General features: G+C 68.6%; 14 protein-coding genes. 4 read left to right on the top strand and 10 right to left on the bottom strand.

Features of this window, described 5'->3' with window-relative positions; genetic code table 11:
• The first annotated feature begins 20 nt into the window (after nt 1–20).
• Complete coding sequence (locus OG194_RS06940; RefSeq protein WP_327399963.1) at nt 21–2,201, top strand: discoidin domain-containing protein; 2,181 nt, start codon at nt 21–23, stop codon at nt 2,199–2,201.
• On the opposite strand, the gene OG194_RS06935 is transcribed toward OG194_RS06940, so the two are convergent.
• The 7 genes from OG194_RS06935 to OG194_RS06905 form a co-directional block, all read right to left on the bottom strand.
• Nucleotides 2,191–2,997, bottom strand: a complete 807-nt coding sequence (locus tag OG194_RS06935) for an ABC transporter ATP-binding protein (protein WP_327399962.1) — start codon at nt 2,995–2,997, stop codon at nt 2,191–2,193. The genes OG194_RS06940 and OG194_RS06935 overlap by 11 nt on opposite strands.
• 20 nt (nt 2,998–3,017) lie before the next feature.
• On the bottom strand, nt 3,018–3,797 hold the full coding sequence (locus OG194_RS06930; RefSeq protein ID WP_327399961.1) for an ABC transporter permease: 780 nt from the start codon (nt 3,795–3,797) through the stop codon (nt 3,018–3,020).
• Nucleotides 3,794–4,567 (bottom strand): ABC transporter permease, encoded by a 774-nt coding sequence (locus OG194_RS06925; protein ID WP_327399960.1) that lies wholly within the window; start codon nt 4,565–4,567, stop codon nt 3,794–3,796. The genes OG194_RS06930 and OG194_RS06925 overlap by 4 nt, the downstream gene beginning before the upstream one ends.
• Nucleotides 4,564–5,532: an ABC transporter substrate-binding protein gene (locus OG194_RS06920; RefSeq protein WP_327399959.1), complete on the bottom strand. Its 969-nt coding sequence runs from the start codon at nt 5,530–5,532 to the stop codon at nt 4,564–4,566. Before OG194_RS06920 ends, OG194_RS06925 begins: the two co-directional genes overlap by 4 nt.
• 219 nt (nt 5,533–5,751) lie before the next feature.
• Nucleotides 5,752–6,687: a PDR/VanB family oxidoreductase gene (locus OG194_RS06915; RefSeq protein WP_327399958.1), complete on the bottom strand. Its 936-nt coding sequence runs from the start codon at nt 6,685–6,687 to the stop codon at nt 5,752–5,754.
• On the bottom strand, nt 6,684–6,863 hold the full coding sequence (locus OG194_RS06910) for a hypothetical protein (protein WP_327399957.1): 180 nt from the start codon (nt 6,861–6,863) through the stop codon (nt 6,684–6,686). Before OG194_RS06910 ends, OG194_RS06915 begins: the two co-directional genes overlap by 4 nt.
• Complete coding sequence (locus tag OG194_RS06905) at nt 6,860–7,924, bottom strand: aromatic ring-hydroxylating dioxygenase subunit alpha (RefSeq protein WP_327399956.1); 1,065 nt, start codon at nt 7,922–7,924, stop codon at nt 6,860–6,862. Before OG194_RS06905 ends, OG194_RS06910 begins: the two co-directional genes overlap by 4 nt.
• A gap of 600 nt (nt 7,925–8,524) precedes the next feature.
• Here OG194_RS06905 and OG194_RS06900 point away from each other — a divergent pair.
• Both OG194_RS06900 and OG194_RS06895 read left to right on the top strand, forming a co-directional pair.
• Nucleotides 8,525–10,042, top strand: coding sequence for an NACHT domain-containing protein (locus tag OG194_RS06900; RefSeq protein WP_327399955.1), 1,518 nt, complete (start codon nt 8,525–8,527; stop codon nt 10,040–10,042).
• Nucleotides 10,043–10,081: 39 nt separating this feature from the next.
• Nucleotides 10,082–11,152, top strand: a complete 1,071-nt coding sequence (locus OG194_RS06895) for a hypothetical protein (protein WP_327399954.1) — start codon at nt 10,082–10,084, stop codon at nt 11,150–11,152.
• Here the strand turns inward: OG194_RS06895 and OG194_RS06890 are convergent.
• From OG194_RS06890 to OG194_RS06880, 3 genes are all read right to left on the bottom strand, one after another.
• Entirely contained in the window at nt 11,136–11,930 is a 795-nt protein-coding gene (locus OG194_RS06890; RefSeq protein WP_327399953.1) for an MIP/aquaporin family protein, read from the bottom strand. The two genes, OG194_RS06895 and OG194_RS06890, sit on opposite strands and share 17 nt — an antisense overlap.
• On the bottom strand, nt 11,927–12,664 hold the full coding sequence (locus OG194_RS06885) for a YoaK family protein (protein ID WP_327399952.1): 738 nt from the start codon (nt 12,662–12,664) through the stop codon (nt 11,927–11,929). Before OG194_RS06885 ends, OG194_RS06890 begins: the two co-directional genes overlap by 4 nt.
• 156 nt (nt 12,665–12,820) lie before the next feature.
• Nucleotides 12,821–13,747 carry a LysR family transcriptional regulator gene (locus tag OG194_RS06880; RefSeq protein ID WP_327399951.1) on the bottom strand — a complete coding sequence of 309 codons (927 nt, stop codon included), beginning with the start codon at nt 13,745–13,747 and terminating at the stop codon, nt 12,821–12,823.
• Nucleotides 13,748–13,922: 175 nt separating this feature from the next.
• On the opposite strand from OG194_RS06880, the gene OG194_RS06875 reads away from it, so the two are divergent.
• The gene (locus OG194_RS06875; protein WP_327399950.1) at nt 13,923–15,863 is read left to right on the top strand and encodes an amidohydrolase; all 1,941 of its coding nucleotides are present in this window, start codon (nt 13,923–13,925) and stop codon (nt 15,861–15,863) included.
• Nucleotides 15,864–15,884 lie beyond the last annotated feature (21 nt).

Here is a 15,884-nt window from a genome sequence, read left to right as displayed (position 1 = left end):
CACCTCGAAGGGATCAGCACATGCACAGCACCACCTTCCGTTCTGTCAGGCGCATGCCAATCATCGGTACGGCCGTCGCGCTCGCCGCCGGCACGCTCGTCGCCCTGACCCCCGCCGCCGCCCACGCGGCCTCGGGCGCCTCCCTCCCCTTCGCCTCGGTCGAGGCCGAGTCGGCCACCACGACGGGGACCAGGATCGGCCCCGACTACACCCAGGGGACCGTCGCCTCCGAGGCCTCCGGACGGCAGGCCGTACGGCTCACCTCCGGGCAGCGGGTCGAGTTCACCGTGCCGCGCGCGGCCAACGCCGTGAACGTGTCTTACAACGTCCCGGACGGCCAGAGCGGCAGCCTGGACGTGTACGTCAACGGCGTCAAGATCAGCAAGACGCTCGCCGTCACGTCCAAGTACTCGTATGTGGACACGAGTTGGATCGCGGGCGCCAAGACGCACCACTTCTTCGACAACTCCCGGCTCCTGCTCGGCCAGAACGTGCAGCAGGGCGACAAGGTCGCGTTCGTGTCGACGGGCACCCAAGTCACCGTCGACGTCGCCGACTTCGAGCAGGTCGCCGGGGCCGCCGCGCAGCCCGCCGGTTCGGTGTCCGTGGTCTCCAAGGGCGCCGACCCCAGCGGCTCGGGCGACTCCACCCAGGCCTTCCGCGACGCCATCTCCGCCGCGCAAGGGGGAGTGGTGTGGATCCCGCCGGGCGACTACCGCCTCACCTCCTCCCTCAGCGGTGTGCAGAACGTGACGCTCCAGGGCGCCGGCCAGTGGTACTCGGTCGTGCACACCTCGCGCTTCATCGACCAGTCCAGCTCCTCCGGCGGCGTCCACATCAAGGACTTCGCCGTCATCGGCGAGGTCACCGAACGCGTCGACTCCAACCCCGACAACTTCGTCAACGGGTCGCTGGGACCGGGGAGTTCGGTCTCCGGGATGTGGATCCAGCACCTCAAGGTCGGCCTCTGGCTGACGGGCAACAACGACAACCTCGTCGTCGAGAACAACCGCGTCCTCGACACCACCGCCGACGGCCTCAACCTCAACGGCAGCGCCCACGGCGTCATCGTCCGCAACAACTTCCTCCGCAACCAAGGCGACGACTCCCTCGCCATGTGGTCGCTCAACTCCCCCGACACCAACAGCAGTTTCGAGAACAACACCATCTCCCAGCCGAACCTCGCCAACGGCATCGCGGTCTACGGCGGCACGAACATCGCCGTCAGGAACAACCTGGTCTCCGACACCAACGCCCTCGGCAGCGGCATCGCGATCTCCAACCAGAAGTTCCTCGACCCGTTCTCCCCGCTCGCCGGCACGATCACGGTCGACGGCAACACCCTCGTCCGCACCGGCGCGATCAACCCCAACTGGGGCCATCCCATGGGCGCGTTGCGCGTCGACTCCTACGACAGCGCCGTCAACGCCACCGTCAACATCACCAACACGACCATCACCAACAGCCCTTACAGCGCCTTCGAGTTCGTGTCCGGCGGCGGGCACGGCTACTCGACCGGCAACGTCACCGTGAGCGGTGCGACCGTGCAGAACACCGGCACGGTCGTCGTCCAGGCCGAGGCACAGGGCGCGGCCAAGTTCAGCAACGTACAGGCCACCGGCGTCGGCGCGGCCGGCATCTACAACTGCCCCTACCCGTCCGGCTCCGGGGTCTTCGGCCTCACCGACGGCGGCGGCAATGCCGGCTGGAGCAGCACCTGGTCGGACTGCTCGTCCTGGCCCCAGCCCGGCCAGGGCAACCCGCCCCCGGACCAGACCACCAACCTCGCCAAGGGCCGCCCCGCCACCGCGACCGGCTCGCAGGACGTCTACACGCCGGGCAAGGCGGTCGACGGCGACGCGAACACCTACTGGGAGTCCGCCAACAATGCCTTTCCGCAGGCCTGGACGGTCGACCTCGGCTCCAACCAGGCCGTACGCAGAGTGATGTTGAAGCTGCCGCCGTCCTCCGCGTGGGGCGCCCGCACACAGACGCTGTCCGTACTGGGCAGCACCGACGGCTCGGCCTACTCGACCGTCGTCGGCTCCACCGGCTACCGCTTCGACCCGGCGTCCGGGAACACGGTCACCGTGGCCCTGCCGAGCGGCACGAACCTGCGCTATCTGCGGCTCAACATCACCGCCAACACCGGCTGGCCCGCAGGGCAGTTGAGCGAAGTGGAGGCGTACCTCACTTCGTGAGCCGGTCCTGAACCGGGAGCGTCCCGCGCTTCGCCGCCTGGATCTGCTCGTACACATGGGTCCGCAGTTCGGCGAAGCGCGGGGCGACCCGGGTGTGCAACTGGTCGCGCTCCACTGGCAGATCGACCTTCAGCTGCTCCTGTACGACGGTCGGCGACGCCGACAGCACGACCACGCGCTCACCCAAGTACACGGCCTCGTCGATGTCGTGGGTCACGAACAGGATCGTGATGCCGCGCTCCCGCCACAACCCCCGTACGAGATCCTCCAGATCGGCCCGGGTCTGCGCGTCGACCGCCGCGAACGGCTCGTCCATCAGCAGGACTTCGGGCTCGTACGCCAGCGCACGCGCGATCGCGACCCGCTGCTGCATACCGCCGGACAGCTGCCACGGATACGCCCCCGCGGCCTCCGTCAGCCCCACCGACTCCAGCGCGTCCGCGACCAGTTCACGCCGTCGGGCCTTCGACAAGTTCTTCTGTTTCAAAGGGAGTTCGACGTTCTCGCCGACCCGCATCCAGGGGAAGAGGCTGCGCCCGTACTCCTGGAACACGAACGCCATCCCCGGCGGCGGACCGCTCACCTTCCGTCCGCCCAGGAGGACTTCGCCCGCGGTCGGGGTGAGGAGCCCGCCCATGCACTTCAACAGGGTGGTCTTGCCGCAGCCCGACGGGCCGACGAGGCAGACGAGTTCGCCGGCGTCGACGGTGAAGGTGAGATCCCGTACCGCCTCGACCCGGCGGCCGGAACCCTCGTAGACCTTCTTCAGGCCGGATACGTCGAGTTGCGCGTGCATGGACCGCCCTTTCACGATGTTCACGGGGTTCGGCGGGCGGCCGCGCGCAGCCCGTGGTACCAGCCGAGCACCCGCCGCTCGACCACCTGGAAGACGACGGAGAGCAGGAACCCCAGCATCCCGAGAACGAGGATGCCCGTCCACATGTCCGGGATGGCGAAGCTGCGTTGGAACTGGACGATGGTGAAGCCCAGCCCGTCGGTGGCCGCGAACATCTCGCTGATGACCATCAGGATGATCCCGATGGACAGCGCCTGGCGCAGCCCCGCGAAGATCTGCGGGCTCGCCGAACGCAGCACCAGCGTGCGCAGCCGGGCGACGCCCGTGACGCCGTAGGAGAGGGCGGTTTCCTTCATGACCGGGTCGACCGCGCGGACGCCCTCGACGGTGTTGAGGAGGACGGGCCAGACGCAGCCGCTCGCGATGACCACGATCTTCATCGTGTCGCCGATGCCCGCGAACAGCATGATGACCGGGACCAGCACCGGTGGCGGCACGGCCCGCAGGAACTCCAGGACCGGTTCGCACACCGCGCGCACCCGCCGGTACGAGCCGATCACCGTGCCGAGCGCGACGCCGACGACGGCCGCCGTGGCGTAACCGGCCGCGAGCCGCAGGATGCTGGGCAGCACGTCCGTCTTGAGGCGGGCGCCGGTCCATACGTCGGGGAAGGTCTTCAGGATGGTGCGCAGGGGTGGCCAGTACACGTTGGTGCTGCCGTCCGACGCCAGCCACCACAGGGCGATCAGCACGGCCGGCAGCGCGACCGCGAACAGCAGCCGGAGCAGCATCCGCCTCACACCGCCACCTCCCCGCGCACCGACTGGTGCCAGGCCAGCGCCCGCCGTTCCACCGTACGCGCGCCCACATTGATGAGCAGCCCCAGCAGACCGGTCACCACGATCAGCGCGTACATCTCCGGTACGGCCTGCGAGGTCTGGGCGACCGCGATGGTCGCGCCCAACCCCGGTGCCCCGATGACCAGTTCGGCGGTGATCGTGAGGATCAGCGCGACCGCCGCCGCCAGCCGCACGCCGGTCATGACGTACGGCAGCGCGCTCGGCCACAGCACGTGCCGCACCCGGGCCCAGGTGCCGAGACCGTACGACCGCGCCGTCTCCTCGGCGACCGGGTCGACGTCCTGGACGCCGTAGAGGACCTGGATCAGGATCTGCCAGAAGGAGGCGTAGACGACGAGCAATAGCACTGAGCGGAGTTCGGTGCCGTACAACAGCACCGCGAGGGGGATGAGGGCGACCGACGGGATCGGGCGGAGGAACTCGATCGTCGAGGCGGTTGCCTCACGGAGGTGGGGGACTACGGAGAGCAGGACGCCGACGACGATGCCCGCGCCGACGGCGATCGCCAGGCCCAGGGCCCAGCCGGTGAGGGTGTCGCCGAGTGCCGACCAGAAGGCGCCGTCCTGGAGTTCGTCCCAGAACGCGGACGCGATGCGGCTGGTCGGCGGGAAGTAGGCCTCCTTGACGATGCCGACGCGCGGCACGACCTCGCCGAGCGCGAGGAAGGCCGCGAGTCCGGCCGCACCGAGTGCGGTGTTCAGTCCCTTCACGGAAGCAGCTTGTCCAGGTCGGGGGCCGTCTTGAAGAGACCGTCCGTCACGCTCAGCTTCTCCAGCGTCTCGATCGACGAACGGTTCGGATCGGCGGGCCACTTGGGCAGGATCACCTTCGCCAGCACGCTCGCCGGGACCTTGGTGTAGGTGGCGACGATCTGCCGGACCTCGTCCGGGTGGGCGTCGGCGTAGGCCAGGGACTCGGCGGTGGCCTCCTGGAACTTCTTCACCACGGCAGGGTTCTTGGTCGCGTACGCCGTCGACGTGAAGTACATGGCGACGGTGAGGTTCGGCGCCACGTCGACCAGCGGCCAGGCGATCTGCTGGGCGCCCTGGTTCAGCATGGTGGTGAGCGCGGGTTCGACGGCCATCGCGGCGTCGATCTGGCCCTTGTCGAGGGCGGCCGGCATCTGGTCGAAGGCCAGCTCCACGAACTTGACCTTGTCCGGATCGCCGCCGGCCTTGCGGACGGATTCGCGTACGGCCGTCTCGTTGATGTTCTTCAGGGTGTTGACCGCGACCTTCTTGCCCTCCAGCTCCTTCGCCGACTTGAGGGTGCTGCCCTTCTTGACGACGAGGGCGCCAAAGTCCTTGCCGGACACGCCCGTTGAGGCGACACCGTTGGCGATGGCCTTCACGGGCACGTTGTTGGACTCGGCGAGCATCAGGGAGGTCATGTTGGAGAAGCCGAACTGGAACTGGCCGCTGACCACACCCGGCACGATGGCCGCGCCGCCCTGCGCGAGCGTCATCGACAGTTTCAGGCCGTGCTTGCTGAAGAAGCCCTCTTTCTGGCCGAGGTAGAGCGGGGCGACATCGACGATGGGGATGACTCCGACCTTGACCGTGGTGGTGCCGGTGGACGAACCGGTGTTGTCCGACGCTCCGTTGCCGGACGAACCGCAGGCCGACGCGGCGACCAGCATGGATCCGGCCGCGAGGCCGACGAGCAGACGACGCATGGCAACTCCTGTGCAGACGACGGTGTTCCGACAGGCTGTGCGCAGATCGCACAGTGGTGCTCAATGGGTGTTGAGCGGGAACGTAGGGCCCCGTCGCGGCCAGGTCAATGCCTAGTGCTCACAATATTGTTGACAGTTACCGAAGTGCGCTCTTGCCGTGTCGTGAAGTGCGCTTTCGCTGTGTCGTGAAGTGCGCTTTCGCTGTGTCGTCCGACGCCGTCACAGATCCAGGACGAGCCGCTTTCCCAGGCAGCGCGAGACGCAGATGAGCATCGTCTCGCCGACCGCCCGTTCCTCTTCGCTCAGCACCGAGTCGCGGTGGTCCGGGGTGCCTTCGAGGACATCGGTCTCGCAGGTTCCGCAGGTGCCCTCGGTGCAGGAGAACAGCACCTCGACCCCGGCGGCGCGCACGGTGTCGAGCACGGACACGCCCACCGGAACGGTGACCGTCTTCCCGCTCTGCTCCAGCACGACCTCGAACTCGCTGTCGGCGCCCACGACTTGAGCCTTGGGCTGGAACCGCTCGACGTGCAGGATGCCACCGGGACACCGTGCCTCGACCGCGTCGAGCAGCGGCCCGGGACCGCAGCAGTAGACGAGGGTGCCGTCCGGAACGTCGTCCAGGACCGACGGCAGGTCGAGCAGCCCGACCTCGTCCTGCGGAGCGACGGTGACGCGGTCGCCGTAGCGGCCCAACTCCTCCGTGAACGCAAGGGAGTTACGGGTGCGACCGCCGTAGAGCAGGCTCCACTCCGCGCCCGCCGCCTCGGCCGCGGCCAGCATCGGGAGGAGGGGCGTGATGCCGATACCGCCCGCGACGAAGCGGTAGCGGGCGGCGGGTTCCAGCCGGAAGTGGTTGCGCGGGCCGCGTACCCGCACCTTGTCGCCGTGCCCCAACTGCCCGTGCACGTAAGCCGATCCGCCCCGCCCGTCCGGCTCCCGCAGCACCGCGATCCGCCATGTCGTACGGTCGGCCGGGTCGCCGCACAGCGAGTACTGACGCTCAAGGTCGGGGCCGAGGAGGACGTCGATGTGGGCGCCCGGTTCCCAGGTGGGGAGTTGCTCGCCGAGCGGGTGGCGCAGGGCGAGGGCGAGTACGCCGTCGGCTGCGAACTCACGCTTTTCTACGACGAGTTCGGCCTCGTAGATGGTCATGCGTCGGCTCCCTGCGCATCGTCGACGGCGTGGCCGCGGGGGTGGGCGAGCATCCACTCCCACATCTCGATCGGGTCCTGCGACGTGTGCTCTCGGCCGCAGTGGCAGGTGCCGTGCAGGATGTCGGTGCCCGGCAGCCAGTCGATGCGGTAGACCTCGCCGGTCGGAGCGGTCACTGGACCTTCTCCACGGGCTTGGCGCCCTCCTCGACCAGCCGGGCGAGGATACGGCGGGCGGCGAGACCGCCGGTGTCGATGTTGATGCTCAGCTCCTGGTAGCCACCGCGCTCCGAACCCAGCGTCTTCTGAAGGAGGTTGAGCGCGTCGACGTCCTGCATGACGACGGTGTGGTTGTTGCCGCGCAGGAACTCGGTGACCTCGGCGTCGTCGGTGGCCCAGTCGCGCGAGACCGCCCAGAAGTCGTACACCTTGCCGTCCGACGAGGGGGTGATGGCGTAGGTGATCTCGGTGTGGAAACCGTTCGGGTCGCTGCCGTCCTCCTCGGGCAGGACGCCGACCGGGGCGATCCGGCTGTGCAGGAGGTAGAGGCAGGGTGCGTGGTACTCGATGTCCTGCCAGCGGGTGATCCGCCCTTGTATCCCGGTGGACCTGGCGTAGAACGGCGGGCACTCGGCGTCGCCCATGTGCCGGCTCACCCGTACGACGCCGGCGCCCTCGTCGACCTCCGTGGTGATCGGTGTCTCGGCGACCTCGGGGGAGCCGATGTAACCGCCGTGCAGATACGTCTCGTGGGACAGGTCGAGGAGGTTGTCGACGAGGAGGCCGTAGTCGGCGTCGATCGGTTCCATGCCGCTGACGGTGACCCAGTCGGGGGAGGCGAGGTGCGGGGCGCGGGGGATGACCTGCGGGTCCGCGAGCGCCGGGTCGCCGATCCACACCCAGACCAGCGCGTCCTGCTCGACCACCGGGTAGGAGGCGACGCGGGCGGTGCGGGGGATGCGTTTCTGCCCCGGCACGTACACACAGGTGCCCGTCGTGTCGTAGGTGAAGCCGTGGTACCCGCACACGATCCGGTCCCCGTCGAGGCGGCTCTCGGAGAGCGGGAACCGCCGGTGCACACACCGGTCGTGGAGCGCTACGGCGGTGCCGTCGTCCTCGGTGCGGTAGAAGACGAGGGGTTCGCCGAGGATCGTCCGGCCGAGCAGGTCGCGGCCGACCTCGTGGCTGTAGGCGGCGACGTACCACTGGTTGCGGGCGAAGGCGGTGGTGTGCGGCATTGGCGGTCCCGTCCCTGTCGGCGGGGCTTCGGCGCCCCGCGAGCCGTGGTTGGACCCAGCGTCCTGATGCGGACGGCGGGTCGGCAAGGCGGCTTCTGCCAGGCGGAAGGGTTTCCGTGAAGGGGCCGGCCAGAGCATCGCTCTGCCTGTCGGTGGTCATCAGGGCAGAGGTCGGGACCGCGTTACGCGGCCGATCCTCCTCGGCAGCGGAGCCACCGGTCGTCGGTACTTGCCGGCGATGACCGGCAACGACCAGCTGTGAACCTGTGCTCTCGAAGGCGGCGTCCGGGTCGGGGCCTTGGCCCCTGGCCGCCGCAGGTTCTGCTCGTCCTGTCGACGTAGTAGCTCTGTTCGTCCGACGCCGGACCCGAGCGCTGTCTCGGGTCTGAGGCAGTCCGGCATACGCAGTCTTCCCGTGCCTCGACCTGTTCTCCAGGTTTGCCGATTCCGTGCCGTAGCGCATTCGGCGGTCGCTCTGCTCGACGCTCTGTCAGAGTGAGGGCACAGTTTGGCGCCCTCTGGTCATCTTGGTGATCATTCAGGGCATTGTGATCGGTTGAACTGCCTTGCGCCCCAGGGGAGTTCTAGGCTGATGCCGCCATGGAAGCCGTAAGTGTTGGGGCCCGTCTCGCGTCGAGCGTCGTCGGCCCGCTGGTGAAGAAGCTGTTTCGTGCGGACGGGCCCGGCGCGGGGTTGGTCGACAGACCTGTCCGCATCTCCGGCCTGGTGTCGTTCCGTGGAGAGAAGCGGACTCTCACAGATGTCGAACTCCGCAAGATCTCGGAAGAGTTGGTCGAGCGCGCGGCGCTGTCGACCGGTGTCTCGGAACGACTTCCCCGCTTCGAGCAACGTGCCGTGGTGAACGCCGTCACCCACTCGCTGTGTTTTCTGGAGCACATCGACATGGACGACGTCCAGGCCGTTCAGCTCGGCCATCTGGAGTTGTCACGGAGCCTCCGGTCGAGCAATCAGGCTGCCACGATCGGACTTTCGAGTGATGCGGTGCTATTGCATGCGCAGGTGGTGGACACCGCCTGCCTGCACATCCTCCATTTCTTCACGACGAGATCGACTTTTGTGCCCCGCACCCTCGTCGAGCAGAGTCGCCGGATCGAGGAACTGTCGTCGAAGATCGATACCTTGATCATGCGAACGCCCTCGCCGGCGGACGGCAGTTTCGAGGCGCGGTATGCGAGCTATATCTCGACGAAGCACGGCAAGCTGACCATCTTCGGCCTCGATCTGGCCACGGCGTCGGGGGCATGGCCGTTGGATGCCGCCTATCTGAGCCTGGAGGCCACGGGGACCGCGGCAGGGAAGATGCCGTTGACGATGCCGGCGGAACACGTCCTGGCCGGGCGTGCCCGGGTCCTCATGCGCGGGGTCGCGGGGTCGGGGAAGACCACTCTCGTGCAATGGCTGGCGGTGAGTGCCGCCCGCAGCGACGTCGACGAGCATCTCCTGTACCTGCATGGACTGGTGCCGTTCGTGCTGCCCATGCGTTCCCTGACTCGCGCCGGAGCGCGATTGCCTGCCCCGAACGAGTTCCTCTCGGCGGTGGGGTGCCCGATCGCTCCCGCCCAGCCCACGGGTTGGTACGACCGAGTACTGACCGCCGGGCGCGGCCTCATGCTCATCGACGGAATCGATGAGATGCCCGAGGAGGAACGTGAGGAAGCCCGCAACTGGCTGCGGGATCTTGTCGGTTCGTACCCGAGGAACCACTGGCTCGTCACGTCGCGTCCCTCGGCGGTGCAGGAGAACTGGCTGGCGAGCGAGAAGTTCACGGAACTGGACCTGGCTCCCATGAGCCGTGACGATGTCGCCGCGTTCATCAAACGCTGGCACAAGGCGGCAGGCAGTGGCGATGCGTACGGAAAGGAACTCCTCTACGCGGTAAGGGCCAAGCAGGAACTCGACCGGCTTGCGACGAACCCGCTGATGTGCGCCCTCATTTGCGCGCTCCACCGTGACCGCAGGGGTTATCTGCCCGATGGACGCAAGGAACTCTATGACGCGGCCCTGTCGATGCTGCTGTCACGGAGAGACCGTGAGCGCGGTATCTACAAAACGGGTGACATGCGGATCGGTGAGACGCACCAGGTACAGCTGATCTAGAAACTCGCGTACTGGCTGATCCGCAACGGCCGTTCGGAGATGGACGCGAAGGACGTCGTGGATCTCCTGTCCCAGGCGTTGACGTCGATGCCTCGCGTCGCTGAGCAGGGCACGGCGAAACAGATCTACCGTCACCTCCTGGTCCGGAGCGGACTGCTCATCGAACCGGTCGAGGGCACCATGCAGTTCGTCCACCGAACTTTTCAGGACTACCTCGGTGCCAGGGCCGCCGTGGAGAGTCTCGACTTCGACTTCCTCGGCGGAAACGCCCATCTCGACCAGTGGGAGGACGTTGTCCGCATGGCCGTCGCTCACGCGCGCCCGGCTGAGCGAACGCGGCTGCTCACCGGACTGATCGAACGTGGTGACTCGTCCAAGGACACCCGGTACCGGCTCCATCTGCTGGCCGCGGCCTGCCTGGACGACGCCACCGAGCTCGACCCCGAGGTGCGAACCGAAGTCCAGCGCCGTGCCGAGAAACTCATCCCGCCCCGCTCGGTGGACCAAGCGCGTGCGCTCGCGGATGTCGGTCCGGTGGTGTTGGAACTTCTGCCGGGGCCCGAGGGCCTGACCGCCGACGAGGCGTATTTCACCGTGCTCGCGGCAGTTCGGATCGGCACCGATGCCGCCATCCCGGTATTGACGCGTTTCCGGGCCGCGGAGGAGAAGCGAGTACGTGCTGAACTCGCCCTCGCCTGGGCTCGGTTCGACACCGATCGCTACGCCGAGGAGGTCATCGCGGATCTGAGGGAGGACGACGGCCTCTACTTCGTCGTCTCAAGCAGCAGGGAACTGCGGACCCTGCGCCGTTTCGGTGGCAGATCCTACTTGCGGATCACGTCGCCTCTCAGTGTCGAAGAAATCGAGAGCCACTGTGTACCGGACCGCCTCGTAGGGCTGTGCATCGCGGCGGACATGCGCTGTTCCTGGAAATGGCTCCACAAGTTCCCTCGTCTCGTCGAGCTGACGTTGGAAACTCCCCTCCCCGAGGTGGACGTCAGTTCGCTGCAGTTCGTGCCCTCCCTGCGCATCCTTCGGGTGCCGTCCACCGTGAGAACGGTCGGTGACGAAGTGCTGCCGACAACGTTGAAGATCATTCGCACGGGCTGAAGTGTCGCCTGCGCCGCGTCCTGACGTTGACCCGGTTGACCACGACCGTCGCCCCGAGCGCCCCGAGCGGCGGGGCGAGCAGATAGACGGGCAGAAGCGAGGGCGCCCCCGCGAACACCGCCGGCCCGAACTCCCTTGCCGGGTTGGCGATTCCACCGGACAGCGTGCCGAAGGCGATGATCTGGCTGGCGATCATCGTGCCGACCGCCCACGGCGTGAACGGGCCGAGTCGGCGGCTGGAGACGCCGATTCCCGCGACGGCGACGATGACGAACATCGTGGCGGCCTCGATCAGGGCTACGGCGGCCCAACTCCAGCCGGGAGCAGGGCGGATGACGGCGTAGTCCACGGCCGGGGAGGCGAACACCGGGCCCCAGACCAGTCGTCCGGCCGCGATGCCGAGCAGGGATCCGATCAGTTGACCGGCGATGTACGGCGCGACATCGCGGCCCGGTGTACGGCCGTAGCGCCACATCGCGAGGGTGATCGCCGGGTTGATGTGACCGCCGGTCACCTTGCCCCAGGGGGAGAGCATGACGGCGGTGACCGTGTAGCCGGAGAGGGGGGCCACCGCGAGGAGTCTGCCTTCCGGGGTGTTCCACCAGCCGCCGTGCGCCGGGTCGATGGTGCCCAGCAGCCAGCGGACCGTTGTCGCCACGACGAACAACATGACCGCGGTGAGGGCGAGTTCGAGCAGCGCGGAGTGAAGTGTGCGCCGCCACGGGGGACTTGGGGACGTGTCCTTCAGGGCGGCTTCCTTCACGACGGCTCTGTTCACAGCGGCTTCGTCCACGAGGCGTCCGAGCGGGTCAGGACGAACGCTGTGACGGAGGCCGCCACCAGCAGTACCGCGGCGAACAGCAGGGGCAGCGCCCGGCCGCCGTGCTCGACCGTGACGGCACCGGCCAGACCACCGGCGAACATCGCTCCGGCCGAGAGCACCCGGCGGCCGACCTTGCTGCCCTTGCCGCCCGCGAGGCGGCTGTCCGCGGCGACTCCGGTGATGGTGAGCGTGAGGACGGTCGTGGTCAGGTCGGGTACGGCCAGGGCACGGGCGGTGGCGTTCTGCACGCCCATCGCGAGGCCGAGGAGGGCGATCAGCGCGTACTGGACAGCCGTGGTCACGTGGGAGATGTCGGCGATCTGGGCGACTACGTACGCCGCCAGGACCAAGGCCGTCTCCAGCAGCAGTGCCAGGTGCAGGACCCGTCCTCGGTGGGCGGCTGCTCCGTGCGCGAGGCGGCCGCCGAGCAGGGCGCCGAGGGCGAACGCGGCCAGGGCGGCGAGCGAGGCGGCCAGGGAGAAGCCCGCCGCGCCGGCGATCGCGAAGCCGGAGAAGACGACGTTGCCGGTCATGTTGGCGACGAAGACATGGCCCAGGACGAGATAGCTGAAGGCGTCCACGAGTCCGGTCACCACGGTCAGCGCGAGCATCAGGGGAGGGAGGGGGCCGTGCCGGTCCTTCATGTCGGGGACGACCGTCGTCCACGCGTCCCGCAGTACGGCAGACATGGCATTGCTCCCATTCGCTGGACGTTTCCCGGTTTCCCGGTCTCCCCGTTTCCTCTTTCGAGCGTCGCGCCACGGGAGCGGTTCGTCCAACATATGGATGCGGATGCAGCAATCGGTGACAGCGATCGATCGCCCGAGCCCTGGACGCTGTGCCGCTCAGTCCCTGATCGCGTGCCGCTCCACCACTTCCAGGAACGCGGCCGCGGCCGGCGCCAGCCGCTTGCTGTCGTGGACCGCGCAGATGGTGTGCACCGCCGCCTCGTCCGCGATGCGGAGTGCGCGGGCGCCGTACGGCAGGACGTCGCTGAGGCTCGCGCCCAGTGCGGAGTCGTCCAACACCGACGACCTCGGTACGACCGTCACGCCGATGCCCCGTGCCGCCAGTCGGATCATGTCCTGTATCTGGCCGACCTGGAAGTGCTGGCCGGGTTCCACTCCGGCCCGGGCGAACGCGGCCTCCACCTGGCGGCGCAGCCCGCTGCCCCGGGTGAACTGGATGAGCTGGTGGCTCTCCGGCAGATCGGCGAGGTCGACGGCGTCCGCGTCGGCCAGGGCGTGGTCGGCGGGCACGATCAGGACGAGCGGGTCACTCGCGAGGACGAAGTGGTCGAGTCCTTCCGGGACTTGGCGCGGACCGAGGCCGACGACCGCGATGTCGAGGTCCCCGGCCAGCACCGACGCGGCCATCTCCACACTGGGCGCGTTGGTCACATGGAAGTCGATGCCCGGGTAGCGGGCGTGGTAGTCGGCCATCACCTCGACCAGGTCCACCGAGGAGGCGCGCGTCTGGACGAGGCCGAGGCGCAGCCGCCCGCGCCGCAGCCCGGACAGCGCGTCCAGGGCCGCCGTGGCGTTGTCGACGTCGGCGAGGATGCGGCGGGCCAGCGGTTCGAGCAGTTCCCCGGCGGCCGTCAGTCGTACGGAACGACTGGTGCGGCTGAACAGCCGGGCACCCACGTCCTTCTCCAGGCGGGCGATCTGCTGGCTCAGGGCGGACTGCGCGACATAGCAACTGGCCGCCGCCTGCGTGAAGTTGCGGGTCTCGGCGACGGCGAGGAAGTACTTCAGGTGGCGCAGATCCATTGCCGCCTCCCTCTTCTGTCGCGATCTGTCTTCCGTCGCGATCTGTGATGGCGATTGATTCGAGCGGAACCATGTGTTGGACCGATCCATTGTCGCAGACCTAGCGTCGGACGTGTCGCCGGACGACCGATCCCCGCCCCGCCCGACCCCGCCTCTCCCGCTCCAAGGAGCCTCCATGTCCAGCAGCACCATGCCTGTGGGTGGCATACGCCCGCAGGACGGGGTTCAGCACCCCGCCCAGCTCGTCGTCCGCAATGGTCGTATCCACACCGGTGACCCCGCCCGCCCGGCCGCGTCCGCCGTGGCCATCACCGACGGTGTCTTCACCGCCGTAGGGGACGACGCGACCGTCGCCCCGTACATCGGCCCCGCCACCCGTGTCGTCGACGCGCTCGGCCGGCGGGTGATTCCCGGGCTCAACGACTCCCATCTGCACGTCATCCGGGGCGGGTTGAACTATCTGCTCGAACTGCGGTGGGACGGCGTGCGGTCGTTGCGCACCGCCCTGCGGATGCTGCGGGAGCAGGCCGAGCGGACGCCAACTGGGCAGTGGGTGAGGGTGGTTGGCGGCTGGACCGGGGAGCAGTTCGCGGAGAAGCGGCTGCCGACCGTGTCCGAGTTGAACGCCGCCGCGCCCGACACCCCTGTGTTCGTGCTGCACTTGTACCAGTCGGCGATCCTCAACCGGGCCGCGCTGGAGGCCGTCGGCTTCACGCGGGACTCGCCCAATCCGCCCGGTGGCGAGATCGTCCGCGACTTCGCGGGCAACCCGACCGGTGTGCTGCTGGCCGCGCCCGCCGCCGGACTGCTCTACTCCACCCTCGCGAAGGGGCCGATCCTCGCCCCTGAGGACCAACTCGGATCCACCCGGCACTACTTGCGCGAGCTGAACCGCTTCGGCATCACCAGCGCCATCGACGCCGCCGGCGGTTTCCAGAACTTCCCCGACAACTACGCGGCCGTCACCGAGCTTGCGGAGCGCGGGGAGTTGACGGTCCGGATCGCCTATCACCTCTTCCCGCAGACCGCCGGACAGGAACTCGACGACCTGCGCCGCTGGATGGGCATGGTCAGTCCCGGCGACGGCGACGAGTGGCTGCGCTGCAACGGCGCCGGCGAGAACCTCGCCTGGTCCCCGGCCGACTTCGAGAACTTCGCCGAGCCCCGCCCCCAACTCACCGCCCGCGCACGGGAGGACCTCGACGCGGCGGCCCGGCTGCTGCTCGACAACGGCTGGGGATTCCGCCTCCACGCCACCTACGACGAGACCATCCGCCAGGACCTCGACGTCTTCGAGAAGATCGCCGCGGACGGCGGATTCCCGGACGGGACACGGTGGTTGTTCGACCACGCCGAGACCGTCAGCCGGAGCAGTCTGGAGCGGATCAAGGCCCTCGGCGGCGCCGTCTCCGTGCAGAACCGCATGATGTTCCAGGGCAAGGCCTTCATCGACCGCTACGGCGCCGAGCGCGCCGCGACCGCGCCCCCGATCCGCGCCATGCGCGACACCGGTCTGCTGGTCGCCGCCGGCACCGACGCCACCCGCGTCTCCAGTTACAACCCGTGGTTGTCCCTGTCCTGGCTGGTCACCGGCCGCACCATCGGCGACACCCTCCTCTACCCGGCCGAGAACCGCGTGGACCGTTCCACCGCCCTGGAGATGTACACCAGCGCGGGCGCCCAGCTCACCGGCGAGGCCGATGTGAAGGGCACCATCACCGAGGGCAAGTACGGCGACCTGGCCGTGCTCTCCGCGGACTACTTCTCCGTCGCCGACGAGGACATCGACCGTATCGAGGCCCTGCTCACGGTGGCCGGTGGCAAGGTCGTGCACGCGGTCGGCGACTACGAGAACATCGCCGCCCCGCTCCCGGAGATCAGCCCCGCGTGGAGCCCGGTCGCCCGCTTCGGCGGATTCCAGGCGAGGACAGCGGCGACAGGGGGGACCGGGGCGTCGGAGGCATCGGGCGCACGGCAGGCCCGCGCCTTCGTCGACGCCGCCGCAGACTCCGAGGAGCAGCGCGCCTGGCGCGAGGGGCGCGGTGACTTCGAGCGGGTACCGCAGGTGCCGCACCAGGTCGGCGGCGCGCTCGACCCCCTCGACGGCTGCTTCTGACCGGCCTCTGGACCGGTCCCA

This window comes from Streptomyces sp. NBC_01288 (assembly GCF_035982055.1).
GTDB lineage: Bacteria > Actinomycetota > Actinomycetes > Streptomycetales > Streptomycetaceae > Streptomyces.
This window is presented reverse-complemented; position numbering and strand designations above follow the sequence as displayed.